Source organism: Halomonas sp. SSL-5 (genome assembly GCF_030708455.1).
Lineage (GTDB): Bacteria > Pseudomonadota > Gammaproteobacteria > Pseudomonadales > Halomonadaceae > Halomonas.
In genome coordinates this window covers 95,672-112,599 of the sequence record NZ_JAUYWF010000001.1, presented here as the reverse complement: position 1 = coordinate 112,599, position 16,928 = coordinate 95,672, and the positions used below count along the sequence as shown (strand labels likewise).

Below are 16,928 nucleotides of genomic sequence, written 5' to 3'. Positions count from 1 at the left end.
CCTTACCAACATAGGGCATGTTATTGGAAGCTAGTCTATGCCACGCAAAGCTACAAGGAAGGAGGAGTAAGTAGCTGTTTTGACTGGTACCGGCGGTCGGACTCGAACCGACAAGAGGTTGCCCCCGGCGGATTTTGAATCCGCTGCGTCTACCAATTCCGCCACGCCGGCAACGCGCGAAGCATTATACGTGGGGCGCCCGGCAGGTCAATCTCGGGCCTGACTTCGCGCCGGCGAGTCGGTATCCTAGGCGGCTTGCCAGACATCACCGGATCCCGAAACCACATGCAGCGCGCCGACTTCCATTTCGAGCTCCCCGACGAGCTTATCGCCCGCTACCCCTCCGAGCAGCGTACCGACTGCCGGCTGCTGTGCGTGGACGGCCCGAGCGGGGAGCTGGCCCACCGCCGCTTCCCGGACCTGCTTGAGCTGCTCGAGCCCGGCGACCTGCTGGTGTTCAACGACACGCGGGTGATCCCGGCGCGGCTGCACGGCCACAAGGCCAGCGGCGGCCGAGTGGAGATGCTGCTCGAGCGCCCCCTGGATGCCCACCGCGGCCTGGCCCACCTGCGCGCGAGCAAGTCGCCCAGGCCCGGGACCGAGCTGGTCTTCGAGGGCGATGTGCGTGCCGTGGTGGAGGGCCGACGCGACGCCCTGTTCGAGCTGCGCTTCCTCGGCGACACCCCGCTGATCGAGCTGCTCGAGCGTCATGGCCACATGCCGCTGCCGCCCTATATCGACCGCGACGACGAGCGCAGCGACCGCGAGCGCTACCAGACGGTCTACGCGCGTCGCGACGGCGCCGTGGCCGCCCCCACCGCGGGGCTGCACTTCGACGAGCCGCTGCTCGCGGCGCTTGACGAGAAGGGGGTCGAGCGCGCCTTCGTCACCCTGCATGTGGGGGCCGGCACCTTTCAGCCGGTGCGCGTCGACGATATCCGCGAGCACAAGATGCACAGCGAGTGGCTGGAGGTGGACGAAGCCACCTGCGAAAAGGTGCGCGCCGCACGGGCCGCCGGCCGCCGGGTCATCGCCGTGGGCACCACCAGCGTGCGCTGCCTCGAGAGCGCCTGCATGAAGAGTGGCACCGGCGAGATCGCCCCCTACCGCGGCGACACCGATATCTTCATCTACCCCGGCTACGCATGGCGCTGCGTGGATGCTCTGATCACCAACTTCCACCTGCCGGAGTCCACCCTGCTGATGCTGGTGGCCTCCTTCGCCGGCTACGACACCACCCTGGCCGCCTACCGCGAGGCGGTGGCCGAGCGCTATGCCTTCTTCAGCTATGGCGATGCGATGTTCTTGTCACTCAAGCCCTGACCCGCAAGCGCTGCCGACCCGCCACAGCTCCTGATGCGAGATTCTCATGCGTAACGACTGCTTCATGACCTTCGAACGCCTGGCCAGCGACGGCCGGGCGCGCCGTGGCCGCCTCTCCTTCCCGCGCGGCACCGTGGAGACGCCCGCCTTCATGCCGGTGGGCACCTACGGCACCGTCAAGGGCATGACCCCGGCCTCCGTGGAGGAGATCGGCGCCGAGATCATCCTCGGCAACACCTTCCACCTCTGGCTGCGTCCCGGCATGGAGGTGATCGAGGCCCACGGCGACCTGCATGACTTCGCCCAGTGGCAGAAGCCGATCCTCACCGACTCCGGCGGCTTCCAGGTCTTCTCGCTGGGCGCCATGCGCAAGATCACCGAACAGGGCGTGCACTTCCGCTCGCCGGTGGACGGCGACAAGGTGTTCATGGGCCCGGAGGAGTCCATGGCGGTGCAGCGTTCGCTGGGCTCCGACGTGGTGATGATCTTCGACGAGTGCACCCCCTACCCGGCCACCGAGAAGGAGGCACGGCTCTCCATGGAGCGCTCGCTGCGCTGGGCCGAGCGCTCCCGGGAGGCCCACGGCGACTCGCCCTCGGCACTGTTCGGCATCGTCCAGGGCGGCATGTATCCCGCGCTGCGCGAGCGCTCTCTCGAGGGGCTTCAGGAGATCGGCTTCGACGGCCTGGCCATCGGCGGTCTCTCGGTGGGCGAGCCCAAGGAGGAGATGATCAAGGTACTCGACTACCTGCCCAGCTGGATGCCGGACGACAAGCCCCGCTACCTGATGGGCGTGGGCAAGCCCGAGGACCTGGTGGAGGGCGTGCGCCGCGGCATCGACATGTTCGACTGCGTGATGCCGACCCGCAACGCACGCAACGGCCATCTGTTCACGGCGGAGGGCACGGTGAAGATCCGCAACGCCAAGCACCGCCACGACACCGGCCCCCTGGAGGCGGAGTGCGACTGCTATACCTGCCAGCACTTCTCCCGGGCCTACCTGCACCACCTCGATCGCTGCGGCGAGATGCTCGGTTCGATGCTCAATACCATCCACAATCTGCGCCACTACCAGCGGCTGATGGCCGGTTTGCGCGGTGCCATTGAAGCGGGTACATTGACCCACTTCGTGGAAGGCTTCTATGCCCGGCGCGGCCTGCCGGTGCCTCCCGCCCCGAATTGACAGCCGCCGGTGCCGCTCCCCGAGGGCCAGGCACCGGTCGTCACTGCCCCGCAATGGCGCGGCAGACCCCCTTACCCATCCCAACCAGGAGACCCACATCCATGCTGGATTTCTTCATCGCGCCGGCCTACGCCCAGGACGCTCCCGCCGGTGGCGGCATCGCCCAGATCGTCATGCTGGTCGGTTTCGTTGCCATCTTCTACTTCCTGCTGTGGCGGCCCCAGGCCAAGCGTGCCAAGCAGCACAAGCAGCTCATCGCCGGCCTCTCCAAGGGTGACGAGGTCGTCGTCGGTGGCGGCATGCTGGGCCGTATCACCAAGGTGAGCGACGACAGCGAGTTCCTGGCCATGGAGATCGCCGAGGGCACCCAGGTCAACGTGCAGAAGAGCGCCGTGGCCGCCGTGCTGCCCAAGGGCACCATCAAGTCCATCTGACCCGTGTCCTACCCGGCCCCGACGGCTCATCCGGCGGGGCCGACCTTCGACCGCCGTCGGCATTGCCGGCGGCGGTCGTGGCGTGATCGCGTCAGCTTCCCCGCTTTACAGCAACCTATCGTCAGCAACCTAGGACAGGGCCCGCATGCTCAACCGTTATCCCCTGTGGAAGTATCTGCTGATACTCATCGTCCTGCTCGTCGGACTGGTCTACTCGCTGCCCAATCTCTTCCCGGAAGACCCGGCGATCCAGATCAGCAGCGAGCGCGGTGACGCCACCGTCGATGAACGCCAGCTCGAGAGTATCCAGGCATCCCTGAACGATGCCGGCATCGAGATCAAGGACGTCGAACGCAGCCAGACCAGCACCCTGCTGCGCCTGCGCAATCCCGACGCCCAGCTCGCCGCCCGCGACCGCGTCGCCGCCATGCTCGGCGAGGAGTATGTAGTCGCGCTCAACCTGGCCGAGTCGACCCCCGAGTGGCTGCAGTCGCTCTCCGCCTCACCCATGACCCTGGGTCTGGATCTGCGCGGCGGCGTGCACTTCCTGCTCGAGGTGGACATGGAGGCGGCCGTGAGCCAGCGCCTCGAGGTCAACGCCAGCGCCATGCGCGAGCTGCTGCGCGACGAGCGCATTCGCTATCGCGATACCCAGATCGACGACCGCACCCTGACGCTGACCTTCACCGATGCCGAGGATCGCGATACCGCGCGGAGCCTGATCAGCCGCGAGTTCCCCGACTTCCAGTACGAGAACCGGGGCGACGGCCGCGGCGCCGCCCTGGCGATGACGCTCACCGACCAGGCGGTCGACGAGATCCAGGACTACGCCATCAACCAGAACCTGACCACCCTGCGCAACCGGGTGAACGAGCTGGGAGTGGCGGAGCCGCTGGTACAACGCCAGGGACCGGATCGCATCGTGGTGGAACTGCCCGGCGTGCAGGACACCGCCGAGGCCAAGCGCATCGTCGGTGCCACCGCCAACCTGGAGTTCCGCCTCGAGGCGCGGCCCGACACGCCCGACAGCGAGACCGAGAGCTTCCCGTTCCGCAATCAGGCGTCACGCCGTGCCGACCTGATGCGCGACGTGATCATCACCGGCGACCAGGTCTCCAACGCCAACCGCAGCTTCGACGAGAACGGTCGCCCCCAGGTCAACATCGACCTGGACGGCACCGGCGGCACCCTGATGAACCGTGCCACCCGCACCAACATCGGGCGCAACATGGCGGTCGTCTACATCGAGCACAAGACCCGCGACAGCGTGGAGGTGGTCGACGGTGAGGAGACGCTGGTCCGCGATGCCTATACCGAACGCGGCATCATCAGCCTGGCCACCATCCAGAGTGCCCTGGGCAACAGCTTCCGCATCACCGGGCTCGACTCGCCCACCGAGGCGGCGGAGCTTTCCCTGCTGCTGCGCTCGGGCTCGCTGGCCGCACCGATCTACTTCGTGCAGGAGCGCACCATCGGCCCGAGCCTGGGCGCCGAGAACATCAAGCGTGGCGTGATGTCGGTGCAGATCGGCCTGCTGCTGGTGGTGCTGTTCATGCTGATTCGCTACAAGGTGTTCGGCATCTTCGCCAACCTGGCCCTGGCGCTCAACCTGACCCTGCTGGTGGCGGCGATGTCGATGCTCGGCGCCACCCTCACCCTGCCGGGCATCGCCGGCATCGTGCTGACGCTGGGCATGGCGGTGGACGCCAACGTGCTGATCTTCGAGCGAATACGCGAGGAGCTACGCACGGGGCTCTCGGTGCAGCAGGCGATACACGCCGGCTACGAGCGCGCCTTCACCTCCATCGTCGACGCCAACATCACCACCCTGCTGGTGGCGGTGATCCTGTTCTCGATCGGCACCGGACCGGTCAAGGGCTTCGCCGTGACCCTGTCGCTGGGCATCCTCACCTCGCTGTTCACCGCCCTGCTGGTGACCCGCGCGATGGTGAACCTCGCCTACGGCGGCAAGCCGGTCAAGAAGCTCTGGATCTGAGAGGTAATCATGAAAACCCTGGTCAATCGACAGCTCGACTTCATGGGCAAGCGGAAGATCGCCTTCGCGGTCTCCGGCCTGCTTATCCTGGCGTCGCTCGTCTCGCTGCTCTTCCAGCAGCTCAACCTGGGCCTGGACTTCACCGGCGGCACCCTGGTGGAGGTACGTTACGCCGTGGCACCCTCCCTGGATGCCGTGCGCCAGGCCCTGGAAGCCGCCGAGTTCCGCGATGTCTCGGTGCAGACCTTCGGCGCCGCCAACGAGGTGCTGATCCGCCTGCAGCAGGCCTTCGATGCCGACGTGGGCGACCGCGTGGTGGAGCTGCTGCGCCGCAGTGGCGAGGAGGTCGACCTGGTACGCGCCGAGTTCGTCGGCGCCCAGGTGGGCGACCAGCTTCGCGACCAGAGCGGACTGGGTCTGCTGGTGGCGCTGGGCATCGTGATGCTCTACGTGGCCTTCCGCTTCCAGTACAAGTTCGCCATCGGCGCCCTGCTGGCGCTGATGCACGACGTGATCATCGTGGTCGGCGTCTTCTCGCTGTTCCAGCTCGAGTTCGACCTCACCGTGCTGGCCGCGGTGCTGGCGGTGATCGGCTACTCGCTCAACGACACCATCGTGGTCTATGACCGCATCCGCGAGAATATCCGCAAGTCGCGCATCGACGACATGCTGGCGATCTTCAACGAGTCGCTCAATCAGACCCTGTCGCGCACCCTGGCGACATCGGGCACCACACTGCTGGTCCTGCTGGCATTGCTGGCGCTGGGCGGCGACATGATCGAGGGCTTCGCCATCGCCCTGATCATCGGCGTGGTGATCGGTACCTTCTCATCCATCTACGTGGCCGCGGCGCTGCTGCTGGCGGTCAGGCTGGACCGCGAGGACCTGATCCCGGCCCAGAAGGAAGACGCCGAGGCCGAGGAGCTGCCCTGAGCGGCAGACCTCCCGCCCCAAGCCAAGCGCCCCCGCCGAGTCCTCGACGGGGGCGCTTGCTTTCGGGAGCCCGCGGGCAGCGGCGGCTCAGTTGGCCTCGCGCCAGCCACCCAGCACCCGCTGGTCGGGGCCGAAGAACACCAGGCGATCATGGTCGATCAGGTAGCGATAGGCGGTCTCGAGCATCGTGGTGACCCGGGCGGCATCCTCGAGCTGCGGACAGCCGCGCCGCGTGGTGGCGAGTTCGGTGACCTCGATGCGCTGGCTGTCGCCGAGTCGCATCCGGCCACGCATCTCGTTGCAGCCGTCGCTGCCGACCAGGCGACCGTCGCGACCGATCTCGAACCAGGGGGTCTCGGGCATCGAGAGCCGCTCGCTGGTGCCCACCAGCAACAGGTTCCAGCGCTGCTCCACCAGCGGGCCCTCGAGGTCGCCGGAAGCGACCTCGGCGGGGGCCGGCGAGCGACTGCCGCAGGCGGCGAGCAGGGCGGCGGCAGCCAGCACCAGCAGCGGGCGGGTCTTGCGCATCGGTTGTGCCGTTACCATGTGCCGGTGTTCTCCATCGATGCCCAGGGTTCGCGAGGGGTCTGTGCCTCACCCTGCTGCAGCAGCTCCACCGAGATGCCGTCGGGGCTCTTGACAAACGCCATGTGGCCGTCGCGAGGCGGGCGATTGATCGTCACTCCGGCGTTCTGCAACTTTTCGCACAGGGCGTAGATATCCTCCACCCGATAGGCCAGGTGGCCGAAGTTGCGCCCGCCGCCGTACTCCTCCGGGTCCCAGTTATAGGTGAGCTCGAGCTCCGGGGCCTGGAGTTCGGTGGAGCGGGCCTCGTCATCGGGGGCGGCCAGGAAGACCAGGGTGAAGCGGCCCTTGTCGTTCTCCTTGCGGCGCACCTCCTTGAGGCCGAGCAGGTCGCAGTAGAAGTGCAGCGAGGCGTCCAGGTCGCTGACGCGCACCATGGTGTGCAGGTACTGCATATCGGACTCCTTGTCGTGTGGAGTGAGTCGTGTAGCGTGAGTGTTCAGTGTAAACCCGAAGGGGATTGGCGCGTAATGGGGGAGATCCGAGCATGAGCGACTACTGTGACCTGGCGCCGGGGCATCCGTTTCACGGCCCCTACCACGACCACGAGTACGGCTTCCCGGTGGTCGACGACGACGCCCTGTTCGAGCGCCTGGCCCTCGAGATCAACCAGGCGGGGCTCTCCTGGCTCACCGTGCTGAAGAAGCGCGCGGCCTTCCAGGGCGCCTTCGAGGGCTTCGCCATCGACCGGGTGGCCGCCTACGGCGAGACCGAGCGCGCCCGGCTGCTGGCCGACGCCGGCATCATTCGCAACCGCCTGAAGGTCGAGGCCGTGATCCACAATGCCGGCGTGGTCCGGGCCCTGCGCGACGCCCACGGCAGCTTCCGCGGCTGGCTCGACCACCACCATCCGCTGCCCCATGCCGACTGGGTCCGGCTCTTCAAGCGCACCTTCCGCTTCACCGGGCCGGAGATCACCGGGGAGTTCCTGATGAGCACCGGCTACCTGCCCGGCGCCCACCGCGAGGACTGCCCGGTGCAGGCGCGCATCCTCGCCGCCGGGCCGCGCTGGGCGGATACATAAAGGATGTTCAGAAGTACCGCTCAGGGCTGTTCCGTCGACAAGCCTGCGGGGAGGTTGACACTAGCTGTCAGGCACAAGGGAACCCACCCACCGACCATGGCATCATAGTCGGGCACTCTCAGCGAGGAACGCCTCCCGATGGATTCGATTACCCAGGCCGCCCTGGGCGCGGCAATCGGCGGCGCCGTGCTCGGCCGACGCCTGGGCCGCAAGGCGGTGCTGATCGGCGCCGTGCTCGGCACCCTTCCCGACCTCGACGTGGTCATCGACTACGGCGACGCCGTGGCCAACGTCACCGAGCATCGCGGCTTCTCCCATTCGCTGTTCGTGCTGGCGGGGCTTGCCACGGCCCTGGCGCTGCTCTCGGCGCGCTGCGCCCCGGCCCGGGATATCTCCCTGGCGCGCTGGGGGGCCTTCTTCGGCCTCTGCCTGCTGACCCACCCACTGCTCGACGCCCTGACCACCTACGGAACCCAGCTCCTCTGGCCGCTGGACCTGCCGCCCGTGGCCTGGCCCATCGTCTTCATCATCGACCCGCTCTACACCCTGCCCCTGCTGATCGGCATCGGCATGGCCCTGGCCACCGGCAACGGCCGGCGCGGGCCGGCCTGGGGCCTGGCGCTCGCCAGCGCCTACCTGGTGTTCGCCTTCGGCGCCAAGCAGCTGGTGGAGCACCGGCTCGAGCCGGTGCTGGCCGAACGGGGACTGCAAGAGGCCCCTCGGCTGGTTCAGCCCACTCCCTTCAACACCCTGCTGTGGCGCATCACGGTGGTGGACGGCGACGAGCACCACGAGCTGCTGGCGGGCCTGCTGGACGGCGACACCCTGCCTGCGGTGGAGACCTACCGGCGCGGCGCCGAGCTGGAGGCCGAGGCCCTGGCCAGCGAACGCGGCCAGCGGCTGGACTGGTTCGCCGGCCCCTTCCTGCGCTACGAGACCCGCGAGCTCGATGGGCGCGAGACCCTGGTGGCCACCGACCTGCGGCTGGGCTTCCCCGGCTTTCACCCCTTCGCCTTCACCCTGGCCGACCGCGAAGGCGATCGCTGGCAACCGGTGACGACCTCCGAGCAACTCGAGGCGCCCTCTCGGGGCGACCGGGATGCCCTCTCGCGCCTGGTCGGTCGCATGCTGGCCCCGGAGCCGGCGCTATGCACCAGTGCCTTCGTCGGCGCCGGCTGGGTGCTCGACACCCCCGAGCACTGCTGACCCTCGTGAATGCCGCCCACAAACGCAGCGGGGCGGCCAGATGGCCGCCCCGCTGCATTACGGTGCCGTGTTGACTACCGGCATGGCTCTCGCCGGCTTACAGGCGCTCCACCAGGCCGTCGATGGCCTGACGGGCCTCCTTGAGCGCCGCCTCGCGATGGCCCTCGCCCATGTTCAGCCCCTCGGCGAAGACGGTGTCCACCTCGGTGATCCCCATCATGCCCAGCATCAGCTTGAGGTGCGGGGTCTGGGTGTCCTTCTCGGTGCCGGCATACTGGCCACCGCGCGCCGCCAGGATCAGCGCACGCTTGCCCTCCACCAGGCCCTGGGGGCCGTTCTCGGTGTAACGGAAGGTCTCGCCGGCCCGCATCACGCGGTCGAACCAGGCCTTTAGCTGGCTGGGAATGCCCAGGTTGTACATGGGCACCGCCAGCACCACCACGTCGTGGGCACGCAGCTCGGCGATCAGGTCATCGGAGCGTGCTGCCAGCTCGCGCTGCTCGGCACTGCGCTCCTCCGCGGCGACCTGCCAGCTGCCCAGCTCGGCCAGGCCCAGATGCGGCAGCTCCTCGGCCACCAGGTCACGATGGGTCACCGCGAGGCCGTCGCGGCTCTCGGCCTGGGCGGTGAAGTGCTCGGCGAGGCCCTTGGACTGGCCATTCTCGGCGAGAATGGAGGCGGTAATCACGAGTGCGCGGGTAGTCATGGCGATCTCCTCTGGCGGGAATCAGGAATATGATCGCCATGATAAATGAATCCATTGCAACGAAAAGCGCAAAAAACCGCAGTACACGTTCGACAAAAACGAAAAAACGCTCGAGTCGCCGGGGCTCGGCGACACGGCGTCGAGGGATGGCCGGCACCCTCAGGGGGCGATGCCCTGGCCACAGCCCCGATACTGCTCCCCGTCCACGCTCAGGGTCACCCGCGCCGGGAAGGGCTCGCCGCTCATGTCATCGAAACAGGCCCGGGCCTCGATGCGCAGCTCGAAGGGCGTGTCGCCGCGGCCGCTGGCCAGGATCACCCGCCCCGCCTGGTTGTCCATGGTGGTGACCCGGTAGGGCAGCGTCTGCTCGCGGCTGCCGTAATCGAGGCTGAGGCGCACCTCGGGCCGGTCATGGGCGAGGCTCGCCATCCAGCCAGGCTCGTTGCCGCGGGCATGGAACATCACCCCGGGGCGCTGCTCGCGGGTCAGTGCCTGGCGCCGCATGCTTGCCTGGCACTCCAGCCGCCCGCGGGGGGTCTCCACGACCGCCTCGTCGCCCTTGTTCCAGAAGCTGATCCCGTCCTGTTCGAAGCGCGCGCCGCTGGCCACCACGGCAGGCGCCAGCCGCCAGGCACCGTGGGCCGACCACAGGCGCAACTCGCCTGCGGGGTCGGGGTCGGCGGTCACCAGCCCCTGGTCCGGCGAGCAGCGCCAGGCGGTGAAGGCCCCGGCGCCACCGGAGAACAGGACCGAGGGCAACAGTGGCGCGTGATCGCCCGAGGTGATCGGCGCGGGAGCGGTGGCACAGCCGGCCAGCAGCAGCGACAGGCCCAGGGCAGCGGGTACGAGAAGGCGAGACATGGCGGCTCCTTGCGAGGTGGCGGTTCCTTGACGGGTCGAGCATAACAGCACCCGCCGCCCCCGGCATCGCAGATGGCAGCACCGCTCAAGGCTGTTCGGCCACATTGCTCCCCTCGGACCTGTGGTGGTCAGCCGTAGCGCCGGCGCAGCCGTGCGGCGGCTTCCACCATGTTGGCCAGCGCCGGCGCCACCTCCTCCCAGCGGCGCGTCTTGAGGCCACAGTCGGGATTGACCCACAGCCGTTCGGCGGGGATGCGCTCGGCGGCCTTCTCGATCAGCGCCACCATGGCCTCCACCTCGGGAACGTTGGGCGAGTGGATATCGTAGACGCCCGGCCCGATCTCGTTGGGATAGGCGAAGTCGTGGAAGGCATCGAGCAGCTCCATGTCCGAGCGCGAGGTCTCGATGGTGATCACATCGGCATCGAGGGCGGCGATGGACTCGATGATGTCATTGAACTCGGCGTAGCACATATGGGTGTGGATCTGGGTCTCGTCTGCGACGCCCGAGGCGGCGAGACGGAAGCAGGCGACCGCCCAGTCGAGATAGCCGGCCCACTCGCTGCGCCGCAGCGGCAGCCCCTCGCGCAGGGCCGGCTCGTCGATCTGGATGGCGCGAATGCCGGCCGCCTCGAGGTCGGCCACCTCGTCTCGCAGGGCCAGGGCGATCTGCCGGCAGGTAGTCTCGCGGGGTTGGTCATCACGCACGAAGGCCCACTGCAGCAGGGTCACCGGCCCGGTGAGCATGCCCTTCATGGGGCGCTCGGTGAGCGACTGGGCGAACTCGCTCCAGCGCACCGTCATCGGGCCGGGGCGGCTGACGTCAGCGAAGATCACCGGCGGCTTGACGCAGCGCGAGCCGTAGCTCTGCACCCAGCCGAAGCGGGTGAAGGCATAGCCATCGAGCCGTTCCCCGAAGTACTCCACCATGTCGTTGCGCTCCGGCTCGCCGTGCACCGGCATGTCGATGCCCAGCGCTTCCTGGCGCGCCACCGCCTGGGCGATCTCCTCCTCCATGCGCGCCTCGTAGGCCTCCCGGGAGAGCTCACCGGCCTTGGCGGCACGCCGCGCGGCGCGGATGGCACCGGTCTGGGGGAAGGAGCCGATGGTGGTGGTGGGAAACAGCGGCAGGTCCAGCGCCCGGCGCTGGGCCAGGGCGCGCTGCGGGTAGGGACTCACGCGCTCATGATCCGCCGGCTCCACCCCGGCCAGGCGATCGGCCACCTCGGGGCGCCGCAGGCGTGGCGACTCGCGACGCGCCTGCAGCGCCCGGGTGGCCGCCGCCAGGCGCTCGTGGTCGGCCTCGGTGGCACGGCCATCGAGCAGGTGTGCCAGGGTCACCGTCTCGTCGAGCTTCTGGCGGGCGAAGGCCAGCCAGCTCGCGAGATCGGGGTCCAGCCCGGTCTCGCGCGCGAGATCCATGGGTACATGCAGCAGCGAACAGGAGGGCGCGATCCACAGCCGCTTGCCCAGGCGCATGCGGGCCGACGCCAGGCGTTCACGCAGCAGCGCCAGGTCGGCGCGCCAGACGTTGCGGCCATCGATGGCACCCACCGACAGCACCTTGTAGGCGGGTAGCCGATCGAGGACCCGCTCGAGCTGCTCGGGGTCGCGCACGGCATCGATATGCAGCCCGTCGGTGGGCAGGCCCACGGCCAGGTTCAGGTTGTCGCCCAGCCCGCCGAAGTAGCTGGCCAGCAGCAGCTTGAGCGGGGCGCGGGCGAGCACGCTGTAGGCGGCCTCATAGGCCTGCTGCCAGGCGCGCGGCAGCTCCTGGACCAGCGCCGGCTCATCGAGCTGGACCCACTCCACCCCCTGCGCGGCCAGGCGGGCCAGCAGGTCGGCATAGACCGGCAACAGGGCGTCGAGCAACGCCAGGCGGTCGAAGGCCTGCTCGCCCTTCTCCTTGCCCAGCCACAGCCAGGTCAGCGGGCCGAGCAGGGTCACCTTCACCGGGTGACCGAGCGCCTGGGCCTCGTCGACCTGGTCGAACAGCCGCGAGCTGGCCAGGCGGAAGGTCTGGTCGACGTGCAGCTCGGGCACCAGGTAGTGGTAGTTGGTATCGAAGTACTTGGTCATCTCGCAGGCCGCGGCGGGCTCGCCGCTGGGCGCCCGGCCGCGGGCCATGCGGAAGGCGGTGTCCAGGTCGACCTCGCCACGCGCCACCTCGCCCTCGGCGGCGAAGCGTGACGGCACGGCGCCCAGGGTCACCGAGAGATCGAGCACCTGGTCGTAGAAGGCGAAATCGCCCACCGTCACCAGGTCGAGGCCCGCCTCGCGCTGCTCCGCCCAGTGGCGGGCGCGCAGCTGCCGACCCGCGCCCTCCAGCCCCTCACGGTCGAGCTCTCCCTGCCAGTAGCCCTCCACGGCCTTCTTGAGTTCACGATCCGCGCCGATGCGGGGGTAGCCGGCAATATGAGCCTTGGTCATGTTTCCACCTGTCTGCATGAAGGATGTGATGGATTCTGACTGGCCATACAGGGTGAATCAAACTAAACTTCCTAATCTTTAAAATGAAAGCGACTCACTCATGCTCGAGCTGCGACACCTCCGTACCCTGATCGCCCTGCGCGACGCCGGCTCCCTGGTGGAAGCGGCCGAACGGGTACACCTGACCCAGTCGGCCCTCTCCCACCAGATCAAGGACCTGGAGGAGCGACTGGGCAGCCCGCTGTTCGTGCGCAAGACCCGCCCGGTGGAGTTCACCCGGGCCGGCCAGCGCCTGCTGACCCTGGCCGAGCAGGTGCTGCCTCAGGTACGCATGGCCGAGCGCGACCTGGCGCGGCTGGCGGGCGACGAGCAGGGGCGGCTGCACATGGCCATCGAATGCCACAGCTGCTTCCAGTGGCTGATGCCCACCGTGGACCACTTCCGTGACCACTGGCCGGAGGTGGAGATCGATATCCCCGGCGGCCACCACTTCGACCCGCTGCCGGCGCTGGCCCGGGAGCAACTCGACCTGGTGATCACCGCCGATCCCCAGTCGCTTCCCGGGGTGCACTACGAGCCGCTGTTCCGCTACGAGGGGCTGCTGGCGGTGGCTCGCCAGCACCACCTGGCCGGCAAGGGCTTCGTCACCCCCGAGGCGCTGGCCGAGGAGACCCTGATCACCTACCCGGTGGAGCACTCGCGACTGGACGTCTTCACCCAGTTCCTCGACCCGGCGGGGGTGCAGCCCAAGGAGGTGCGCACCGCCGAGCTGACCATCATGATGATGCAGCTGGTGGCCAGCGGGCGCGGGGTCTGCTCGCTGCCCAACTGGGCGCTGACCGAGTACCTGGAGCGCGACTACGTCAAGGCCGTGGCGCTGGGCGAGAAGGGCGTGTGGAGCACGCTGTTCGCGGCGATTCGCGAGGAGACCCGCAGCGCGCCGTGGATGGAGGACTTCCTGCGTACCGCCCGGGAGACCTCCTTCGCGGTACTCGACGGCATCAAGCCGGCCTGAGGCTAGCCGAGCTCGTTGCGCTGCGGCAGCAGCAGGGTGAAGCGCGCCCCGCCAAGCTCGGCGCTGTCGTCCACGCTTACGCTGCCGCCGTGCCAGCTCATCACCTTGTGCACGATGGAGAGCCCAAGACCATAGCCTCCGGCGCTGCGCGTGCGGCTGTCGTCCAGCCGCGCGAAGGGCTTGAAGATCGCCTGGCGCTCGGCCAGCGGCACGCCGGGACCGTCGTCCTCCACATCGATGCGGACCAGGGCATGCTCGCGCTGCACGCGGATCAGCACCCGGGAGCGGGCATGCCGACAGGCATTGGCCACCAGGTTCTGCACGGCACGCTGCAGGTAACGCGGCTCGGCCAGCAGCTCCACCTCGGGCCCCTCGGCGAGCTCGAGGGTCAGCCGGTCATGCAGCGGGCTCAACGCCTCGATCACCCGCTCCGCCATGGTCCGACACTCCACCAGCACGGCATCCATCTCGCGCCCGTTGATGGCATCGCTGCCCAGTCGGGCGTAGGTGAGGATCTCGTCGATCAGGCCGTCGAGCTCCTGGATGTCACCATCGACCCCCTGAAGCTGCCGGCGCACCGCCGGCTCATCGGTCATGTCCTCGACCATCTGCACGGCGAAACGGATTCGCGCCACCGGCGTACGCAGCTCGTGGGAGACGGCGCGGATCATGTCCTGCTGGGCGCGCAGCAGCGACTGCACCTGGGCGGCCATGCCGTTGAGCGCCATGCCCAGGCGGCCAACGAAGTCGGCACTCTCCACCTTGACCCGGGTATCGAGCCGTCCGGCGGCGATGCGCGAGGCCGCCAGCTCCAGGCGCACCATGCGCGCCTCCACCCCGCGCACGATGAGGTAGATGGTCACCCCCAGCACGGCCAGCATGATCAGCACCAGCAACAGCTGCAGCGAGCCGGGCATCGACTCGAAGGCCTGGACCGGGCCGATCACCAGCCAGCTGGCGTCGCCGCTGCGCTCCTGAAGGGCCAGGTAGATCGCCACCGACCAGCGTCCGGGCAGCAGCTGGATGACCACTTCACCGTCGGTAAGCCGGCGCAGCTGGTAGTCGTCCAGCCCCCCGGGCGGGGCCTCCTCGAGGCTGACCGGCAGGCGCCCGCCCGCCAGGTGCTCGAGCCTGGCATGACGCGCGGCAGGCGGCACCGCGGCCAGCCACTCGCCGAGCAGCTCGGTCAGGCCGCGCAGCTGGTGCTCGCTGAGGTTGGTGAGCTCGACCCGCAGCAGGCGCTCGCTGCCGGGCAGCAGCGAGAGCAGCCGCCAGCCCCGGTCGCCACGTGGCTCCACCAGCACCTTGCCGCGGGCCAGGCGCTGCCGGGAGAAGTAGCCCAGCGCCGCCTCCTCCAGCGGCACCACGCTGGCCCGCATGTCCAGGCGCTGCCCCTGGGCCCCGAGCCAGGCATCGTGGGCCGCGGGGGGCAGCGCCGAGAGCCGCTCGGCCAGCAGACGCATCGGGGCCTCGGCCAACTGCTCGCGGTGCGCCTCGCGGCGCACCTGGTCGACCAGGGCCACGCCCAGCAGGCCGAGCCCGAAGGTCAGCAGCAGGGCCAGCGCCAGCAGGAGGTAGACACGCAGGAAGGTGCTGTCGGCCAGGACCCGACGCATCGCTCAGGCGTCCTTGACGAACAGGTAGCCCTTGCTGCGCACCGTCTTGATGCGGTGCGGCTGGTTGGGGTCGTCGCCGATCTTGGGGCGGATGCGCGAGACGCGCACATCGATGGAGCGGTCCTGACCGTCGTACTTGATGCCGCGCAGCTGGGAGAAGATCTCCTCGCGGGTGAGCACGCGCCCGGCATGGCTGGCCAGCAGCCAGAGCAGGTCGAACTCGGCGCTGGTGAGCTCGATACGCTCGCCCGCCAGCCACGCCTCGCGGGTCGCGTTGTCGATCTCCAGCTCGCCGAAGGCGAGGCGCGTCTCGCCGCTGGCCTCAATCACCTCGGAACGGCGCAGCAGGGCGCGCATGCGCGCCAGCAGCACCCGCGGCTGCACCGGCTTGGCCACATAGTCGTCGGCACCCATCTCCAGGCCCAGCACCTGATCCATATCATCGGTGCGCGCGGTAAGCATCAGGATCGGACCGGCGTAGTCGCTGCGGGCCCGGCGGCAGATCGACAGGCCATCCTCGCCGGGCAGCATCAGGTCGAGGATCACCAGATCCGGCTGCAGGGCGAGGATGCGTTCGACGCCACGGCCACCATCGACCTCCAGGGTGACGCGGAAGCCGTTGGCCTCGAGGTAGTCGCGGGTCAGGCCAGCCAGGCGCTCGTCATCCTCGATGATCAACACGTGGTCCTGCTCGCTGGAGTGCAGACTATCGTCCATCCTCGTGTCAACTCCATGGGTAATTGGATGGCGGCTGCCGCGAAGGGGCCTGCCATGTTTCACTAAAGTGTACCTGAAAACACGACGTCCGCCTGCGCAACCGTCATGGGCAGGGAGTGGCAACGGGGATCGGTGGTGCGGGTTGGCCGCGAGGAATAGCCCCGGCGAGGTATTGCCAGTCTCGGCCAACGCGGCCCACACTGGTCAGGCCTCGCCGCTGCGAGGCCATGCTGCCGGAGACCCACCATGGACAAGAGTGTCATCAAGCGAATCTACGTCCCCACCCATGTCCGCACCCTGCCCAGCGGCGAACGGGTCACGGTGCCGGGCCACTACAAGGCCCCGCCGGAGCGCCGCTAGCGCCATGCGACAGTCCATCGTCGGCTACCACCGCGACGAGGAGGATCACTGGGTCGCCGAGCTGGCCTGCGGTCACAACCAGCATGTGCGCCATCAGCCGCCCTGGGTGGAGCGCCCCTGGGTCACCAGCGAAGCGGGGCGACGCTCCCGCCTGGGCCTCGCCCTCGAGTGCGTCAAGTGCGACCGCGGCGAGCCGCGCGACAATATGCTCGACGACTGATCCATGACGCATCGGGCCACCCGCAGGCGGCCCCATGGCACTCGCCTGCCCCCGGGGTGGCTATCCCCTGGGGCCGAACAGGAACCAGACGATCAGTCCCACCAGCGGGAAGATCAGCAATACGACGATCCAGATCAGCTTGGCCAGGCCACTGGCCGAACTCTTGGCTACCTTGACGATGGCCCAGATCACGATGATCAGCCAGATCAGGCTCAGCAGGCCGGTCACTTCGATACCCATCCAGTACCTCCTTGTCACGTTTCCTCGGGCGAATTGCCACTCCCCTATGGGTAGCACAAGCCTGGCGGCGGGTACAGTCA

17 protein-coding genes and 1 tRNA gene are annotated in these 16,928 nt (G+C 68.5%); 9 read left to right on the top strand and 9 right to left on the bottom strand.

What is annotated here, in order from left to right:
* Positions 1 to 84: 84 nt before the first annotated feature.
* Positions 85 to 171, bottom strand: a tRNA-Leu gene (locus tag RAN53_RS00530).
* A gap of 114 nt (positions 172 to 285) precedes the next feature.
* On the opposite strand from RAN53_RS00530, the gene queA reads away from it, so the two are divergent.
* From queA to secF, 5 genes are all read left to right on the top strand, one after another.
* Positions 286 to 1,323, top strand: coding sequence for a tRNA preQ1(34) S-adenosylmethionine ribosyltransferase-isomerase QueA (queA, locus tag RAN53_RS00525; RefSeq protein WP_305794863.1), 1,038 nt, complete (start codon positions 286 to 288; stop codon positions 1,321 to 1,323).
* Positions 1,324 to 1,369: 46 nt separating this feature from the next.
* Entirely contained in the window at positions 1,370 to 2,506 is a 1,137-nt protein-coding gene (gene tgt / locus RAN53_RS00520; protein ID WP_414842942.1) for a tRNA guanosine(34) transglycosylase Tgt, read from the top strand.
* Between the two features lie 101 nt (positions 2,507 to 2,607).
* Positions 2,608 to 2,940, top strand: coding sequence for a preprotein translocase subunit YajC (gene yajC, locus RAN53_RS00515; RefSeq protein ID WP_305794862.1), 333 nt, complete (start codon positions 2,608 to 2,610; stop codon positions 2,938 to 2,940).
* A gap of 145 nt (positions 2,941 to 3,085) precedes the next feature.
* Positions 3,086 to 4,936: a protein translocase subunit SecD gene (gene secD / locus RAN53_RS00510; RefSeq protein WP_305794861.1), complete on the top strand. Its 1,851-nt coding sequence runs from the start codon at positions 3,086 to 3,088 to the stop codon at positions 4,934 to 4,936.
* A gap of 9 nt (positions 4,937 to 4,945) precedes the next feature.
* Positions 4,946 to 5,869, top strand: coding sequence for a protein translocase subunit SecF (gene secF, locus RAN53_RS00505; RefSeq protein WP_305794860.1), 924 nt, complete (start codon positions 4,946 to 4,948; stop codon positions 5,867 to 5,869).
* 87 nt (positions 5,870 to 5,956) lie between these two features.
* Here secF and RAN53_RS00500 read toward each other — a convergent pair whose 3' ends face one another.
* Together RAN53_RS00500 and gloA are read right to left on the bottom strand one after the other, a co-directional pair.
* Entirely contained in the window at positions 5,957 to 6,415 is a 459-nt protein-coding gene (locus tag RAN53_RS00500; protein ID WP_305794859.1) for an META domain-containing protein, read from the bottom strand.
* Positions 6,409 to 6,849, bottom strand: coding sequence for a lactoylglutathione lyase (gene gloA, locus RAN53_RS00495; protein ID WP_305794858.1), 441 nt, complete (start codon positions 6,847 to 6,849; stop codon positions 6,409 to 6,411). The genes RAN53_RS00500 and gloA overlap by 7 nt, the downstream gene beginning before the upstream one ends.
* A 92-nt stretch (positions 6,850 to 6,941) precedes the next feature.
* Here gloA and RAN53_RS00490 point away from each other — a divergent pair, with 92 nt between their 5' ends.
* Positions 6,942 to 7,478 carry a DNA-3-methyladenine glycosylase I gene (locus tag RAN53_RS00490; protein ID WP_305794857.1) on the top strand — a complete coding sequence of 179 codons (537 nt, stop codon included), beginning with the start codon at positions 6,942 to 6,944 and terminating at the stop codon, positions 7,476 to 7,478.
* A 138-nt stretch (positions 7,479 to 7,616) separates the two neighbouring features.
* Positions 7,617 to 8,684, top strand: coding sequence for a metal-dependent hydrolase (locus RAN53_RS00485; RefSeq protein WP_305794856.1), 1,068 nt, complete (start codon positions 7,617 to 7,619; stop codon positions 8,682 to 8,684).
* Between the two features lie 97 nt (positions 8,685 to 8,781).
* Here RAN53_RS00485 and RAN53_RS00480 read toward each other — a convergent pair whose 3' ends face one another.
* From RAN53_RS00480 to metE, 3 genes are all read right to left on the bottom strand, one after another.
* Complete coding sequence (locus RAN53_RS00480; protein ID WP_305794855.1) at positions 8,782 to 9,390, bottom strand: FMN-dependent NADH-azoreductase; 609 nt, start codon at positions 9,388 to 9,390, stop codon at positions 8,782 to 8,784.
* 159 nt (positions 9,391 to 9,549) lie between these two features.
* Positions 9,550 to 10,251: a COG3650 family protein gene (locus tag RAN53_RS00475; RefSeq protein WP_305794854.1), complete on the bottom strand. Its 702-nt coding sequence runs from the start codon at positions 10,249 to 10,251 to the stop codon at positions 9,550 to 9,552.
* Between the two features lie 128 nt (positions 10,252 to 10,379).
* Positions 10,380 to 12,680 (bottom strand): 5-methyltetrahydropteroyltriglutamate--homocysteine S-methyltransferase, encoded by a 2,301-nt coding sequence (gene metE, locus RAN53_RS00470; protein WP_305794853.1) that lies wholly within the window; start codon positions 12,678 to 12,680, stop codon positions 10,380 to 10,382.
* Between the two features lie 100 nt (positions 12,681 to 12,780).
* Between metE and RAN53_RS00465 the strand changes: the two genes are divergently transcribed.
* Positions 12,781 to 13,695, top strand: a complete 915-nt coding sequence (locus RAN53_RS00465; RefSeq protein ID WP_305794852.1) for a LysR family transcriptional regulator — start codon at positions 12,781 to 12,783, stop codon at positions 13,693 to 13,695.
* A 2-nt stretch (positions 13,696 to 13,697) separates the two neighbouring features.
* On the opposite strand, the gene RAN53_RS00460 is transcribed toward RAN53_RS00465, so the two are convergent.
* On the bottom strand, positions 13,698 to 15,311 hold the full coding sequence (locus tag RAN53_RS00460) for an ATP-binding protein (protein ID WP_305794851.1): 1,614 nt from the start codon (positions 15,309 to 15,311) through the stop codon (positions 13,698 to 13,700).
* Positions 15,312 to 15,314: 3 nt separating this feature from the next.
* Complete coding sequence (locus RAN53_RS00455) at positions 15,315 to 16,028, bottom strand: winged helix-turn-helix domain-containing protein (protein WP_305794850.1); 714 nt, start codon at positions 16,026 to 16,028, stop codon at positions 15,315 to 15,317.
* Between the two features lie 364 nt (positions 16,029 to 16,392).
* Here RAN53_RS00455 and RAN53_RS00450 point away from each other — a divergent pair, with 364 nt between their 5' ends.
* Positions 16,393 to 16,608 carry a DUF3565 domain-containing protein gene (locus tag RAN53_RS00450; RefSeq protein ID WP_305794849.1) on the top strand — a complete coding sequence of 72 codons (216 nt, stop codon included), beginning with the start codon at positions 16,393 to 16,395 and terminating at the stop codon, positions 16,606 to 16,608.
* 60 nt (positions 16,609 to 16,668) lie between these two features.
* On the opposite strand, the gene RAN53_RS00445 is transcribed toward RAN53_RS00450, so the two are convergent.
* Positions 16,669 to 16,848, bottom strand: a complete 180-nt coding sequence (locus RAN53_RS00445; RefSeq protein WP_305794848.1) for a PLDc N-terminal domain-containing protein — start codon at positions 16,846 to 16,848, stop codon at positions 16,669 to 16,671.
* Positions 16,849 to 16,928 lie beyond the last annotated feature (80 nt).

What these genes read in the sequence shown, in the direction of transcription:
- tgt (WP_414842942.1), top strand. Translation starts at nt 1,370, where the DNA reads ATGCGTAACGACTGCTTCATGACCTTCGAACGCCTGGCCAGCGACGGC.
- metE (WP_305794853.1), bottom strand. Translation starts at nt 12,680, where the DNA reads ATGACCAAGGCTCATATTGCCGGCTACCCCCGCATCGGCGCGGATCGT.
- RAN53_RS00450 (WP_305794849.1), top strand. Translation starts at nt 16,393, where the DNA reads ATGCGACAGTCCATCGTCGGCTACCACCGCGACGAGGAGGATCACTGG.
- RAN53_RS00500 (WP_305794859.1), bottom strand. Translation starts at nt 6,415, where the DNA reads ATGGTAACGGCACAACCGATGCGCAAGACCCGCCCGCTGCTGGTGCTG.
- RAN53_RS00465 (WP_305794852.1), top strand. Translation starts at nt 12,781, where the DNA reads ATGCTCGAGCTGCGACACCTCCGTACCCTGATCGCCCTGCGCGACGCC.
- RAN53_RS00490 (WP_305794857.1), top strand. Translation starts at nt 6,942, where the DNA reads ATGAGCGACTACTGTGACCTGGCGCCGGGGCATCCGTTTCACGGCCCC.
- RAN53_RS00485 (WP_305794856.1), top strand. Translation starts at nt 7,617, where the DNA reads ATGGATTCGATTACCCAGGCCGCCCTGGGCGCGGCAATCGGCGGCGCC.
- gloA (WP_305794858.1), bottom strand. Translation starts at nt 6,849, where the DNA reads ATGCAGTACCTGCACACCATGGTGCGCGTCAGCGACCTGGACGCCTCG.
- secF (WP_305794860.1), top strand. Translation starts at nt 4,946, where the DNA reads ATGAAAACCCTGGTCAATCGACAGCTCGACTTCATGGGCAAGCGGAAG.
- queA (WP_305794863.1), top strand. Translation starts at nt 286, where the DNA reads ATGCAGCGCGCCGACTTCCATTTCGAGCTCCCCGACGAGCTTATCGCC.
- RAN53_RS00445 (WP_305794848.1), bottom strand. Translation starts at nt 16,848, where the DNA reads ATGGGTATCGAAGTGACCGGCCTGCTGAGCCTGATCTGGCTGATCATC.
- RAN53_RS00455 (WP_305794850.1), bottom strand. Translation starts at nt 16,028, where the DNA reads ATGGACGATAGTCTGCACTCCAGCGAGCAGGACCACGTGTTGATCATC.
- RAN53_RS00460 (WP_305794851.1), bottom strand. Translation starts at nt 15,311, where the DNA reads ATGCGTCGGGTCCTGGCCGACAGCACCTTCCTGCGTGTCTACCTCCTG.
- yajC (WP_305794862.1), top strand. Translation starts at nt 2,608, where the DNA reads ATGCTGGATTTCTTCATCGCGCCGGCCTACGCCCAGGACGCTCCCGCC.
- RAN53_RS00480 (WP_305794855.1), bottom strand. Translation starts at nt 9,390, where the DNA reads ATGACTACCCGCGCACTCGTGATTACCGCCTCCATTCTCGCCGAGAAT.
- RAN53_RS00475 (WP_305794854.1), bottom strand. Translation starts at nt 10,251, where the DNA reads ATGTCTCGCCTTCTCGTACCCGCTGCCCTGGGCCTGTCGCTGCTGCTG.
- secD (WP_305794861.1), top strand. Translation starts at nt 3,086, where the DNA reads ATGCTCAACCGTTATCCCCTGTGGAAGTATCTGCTGATACTCATCGTC.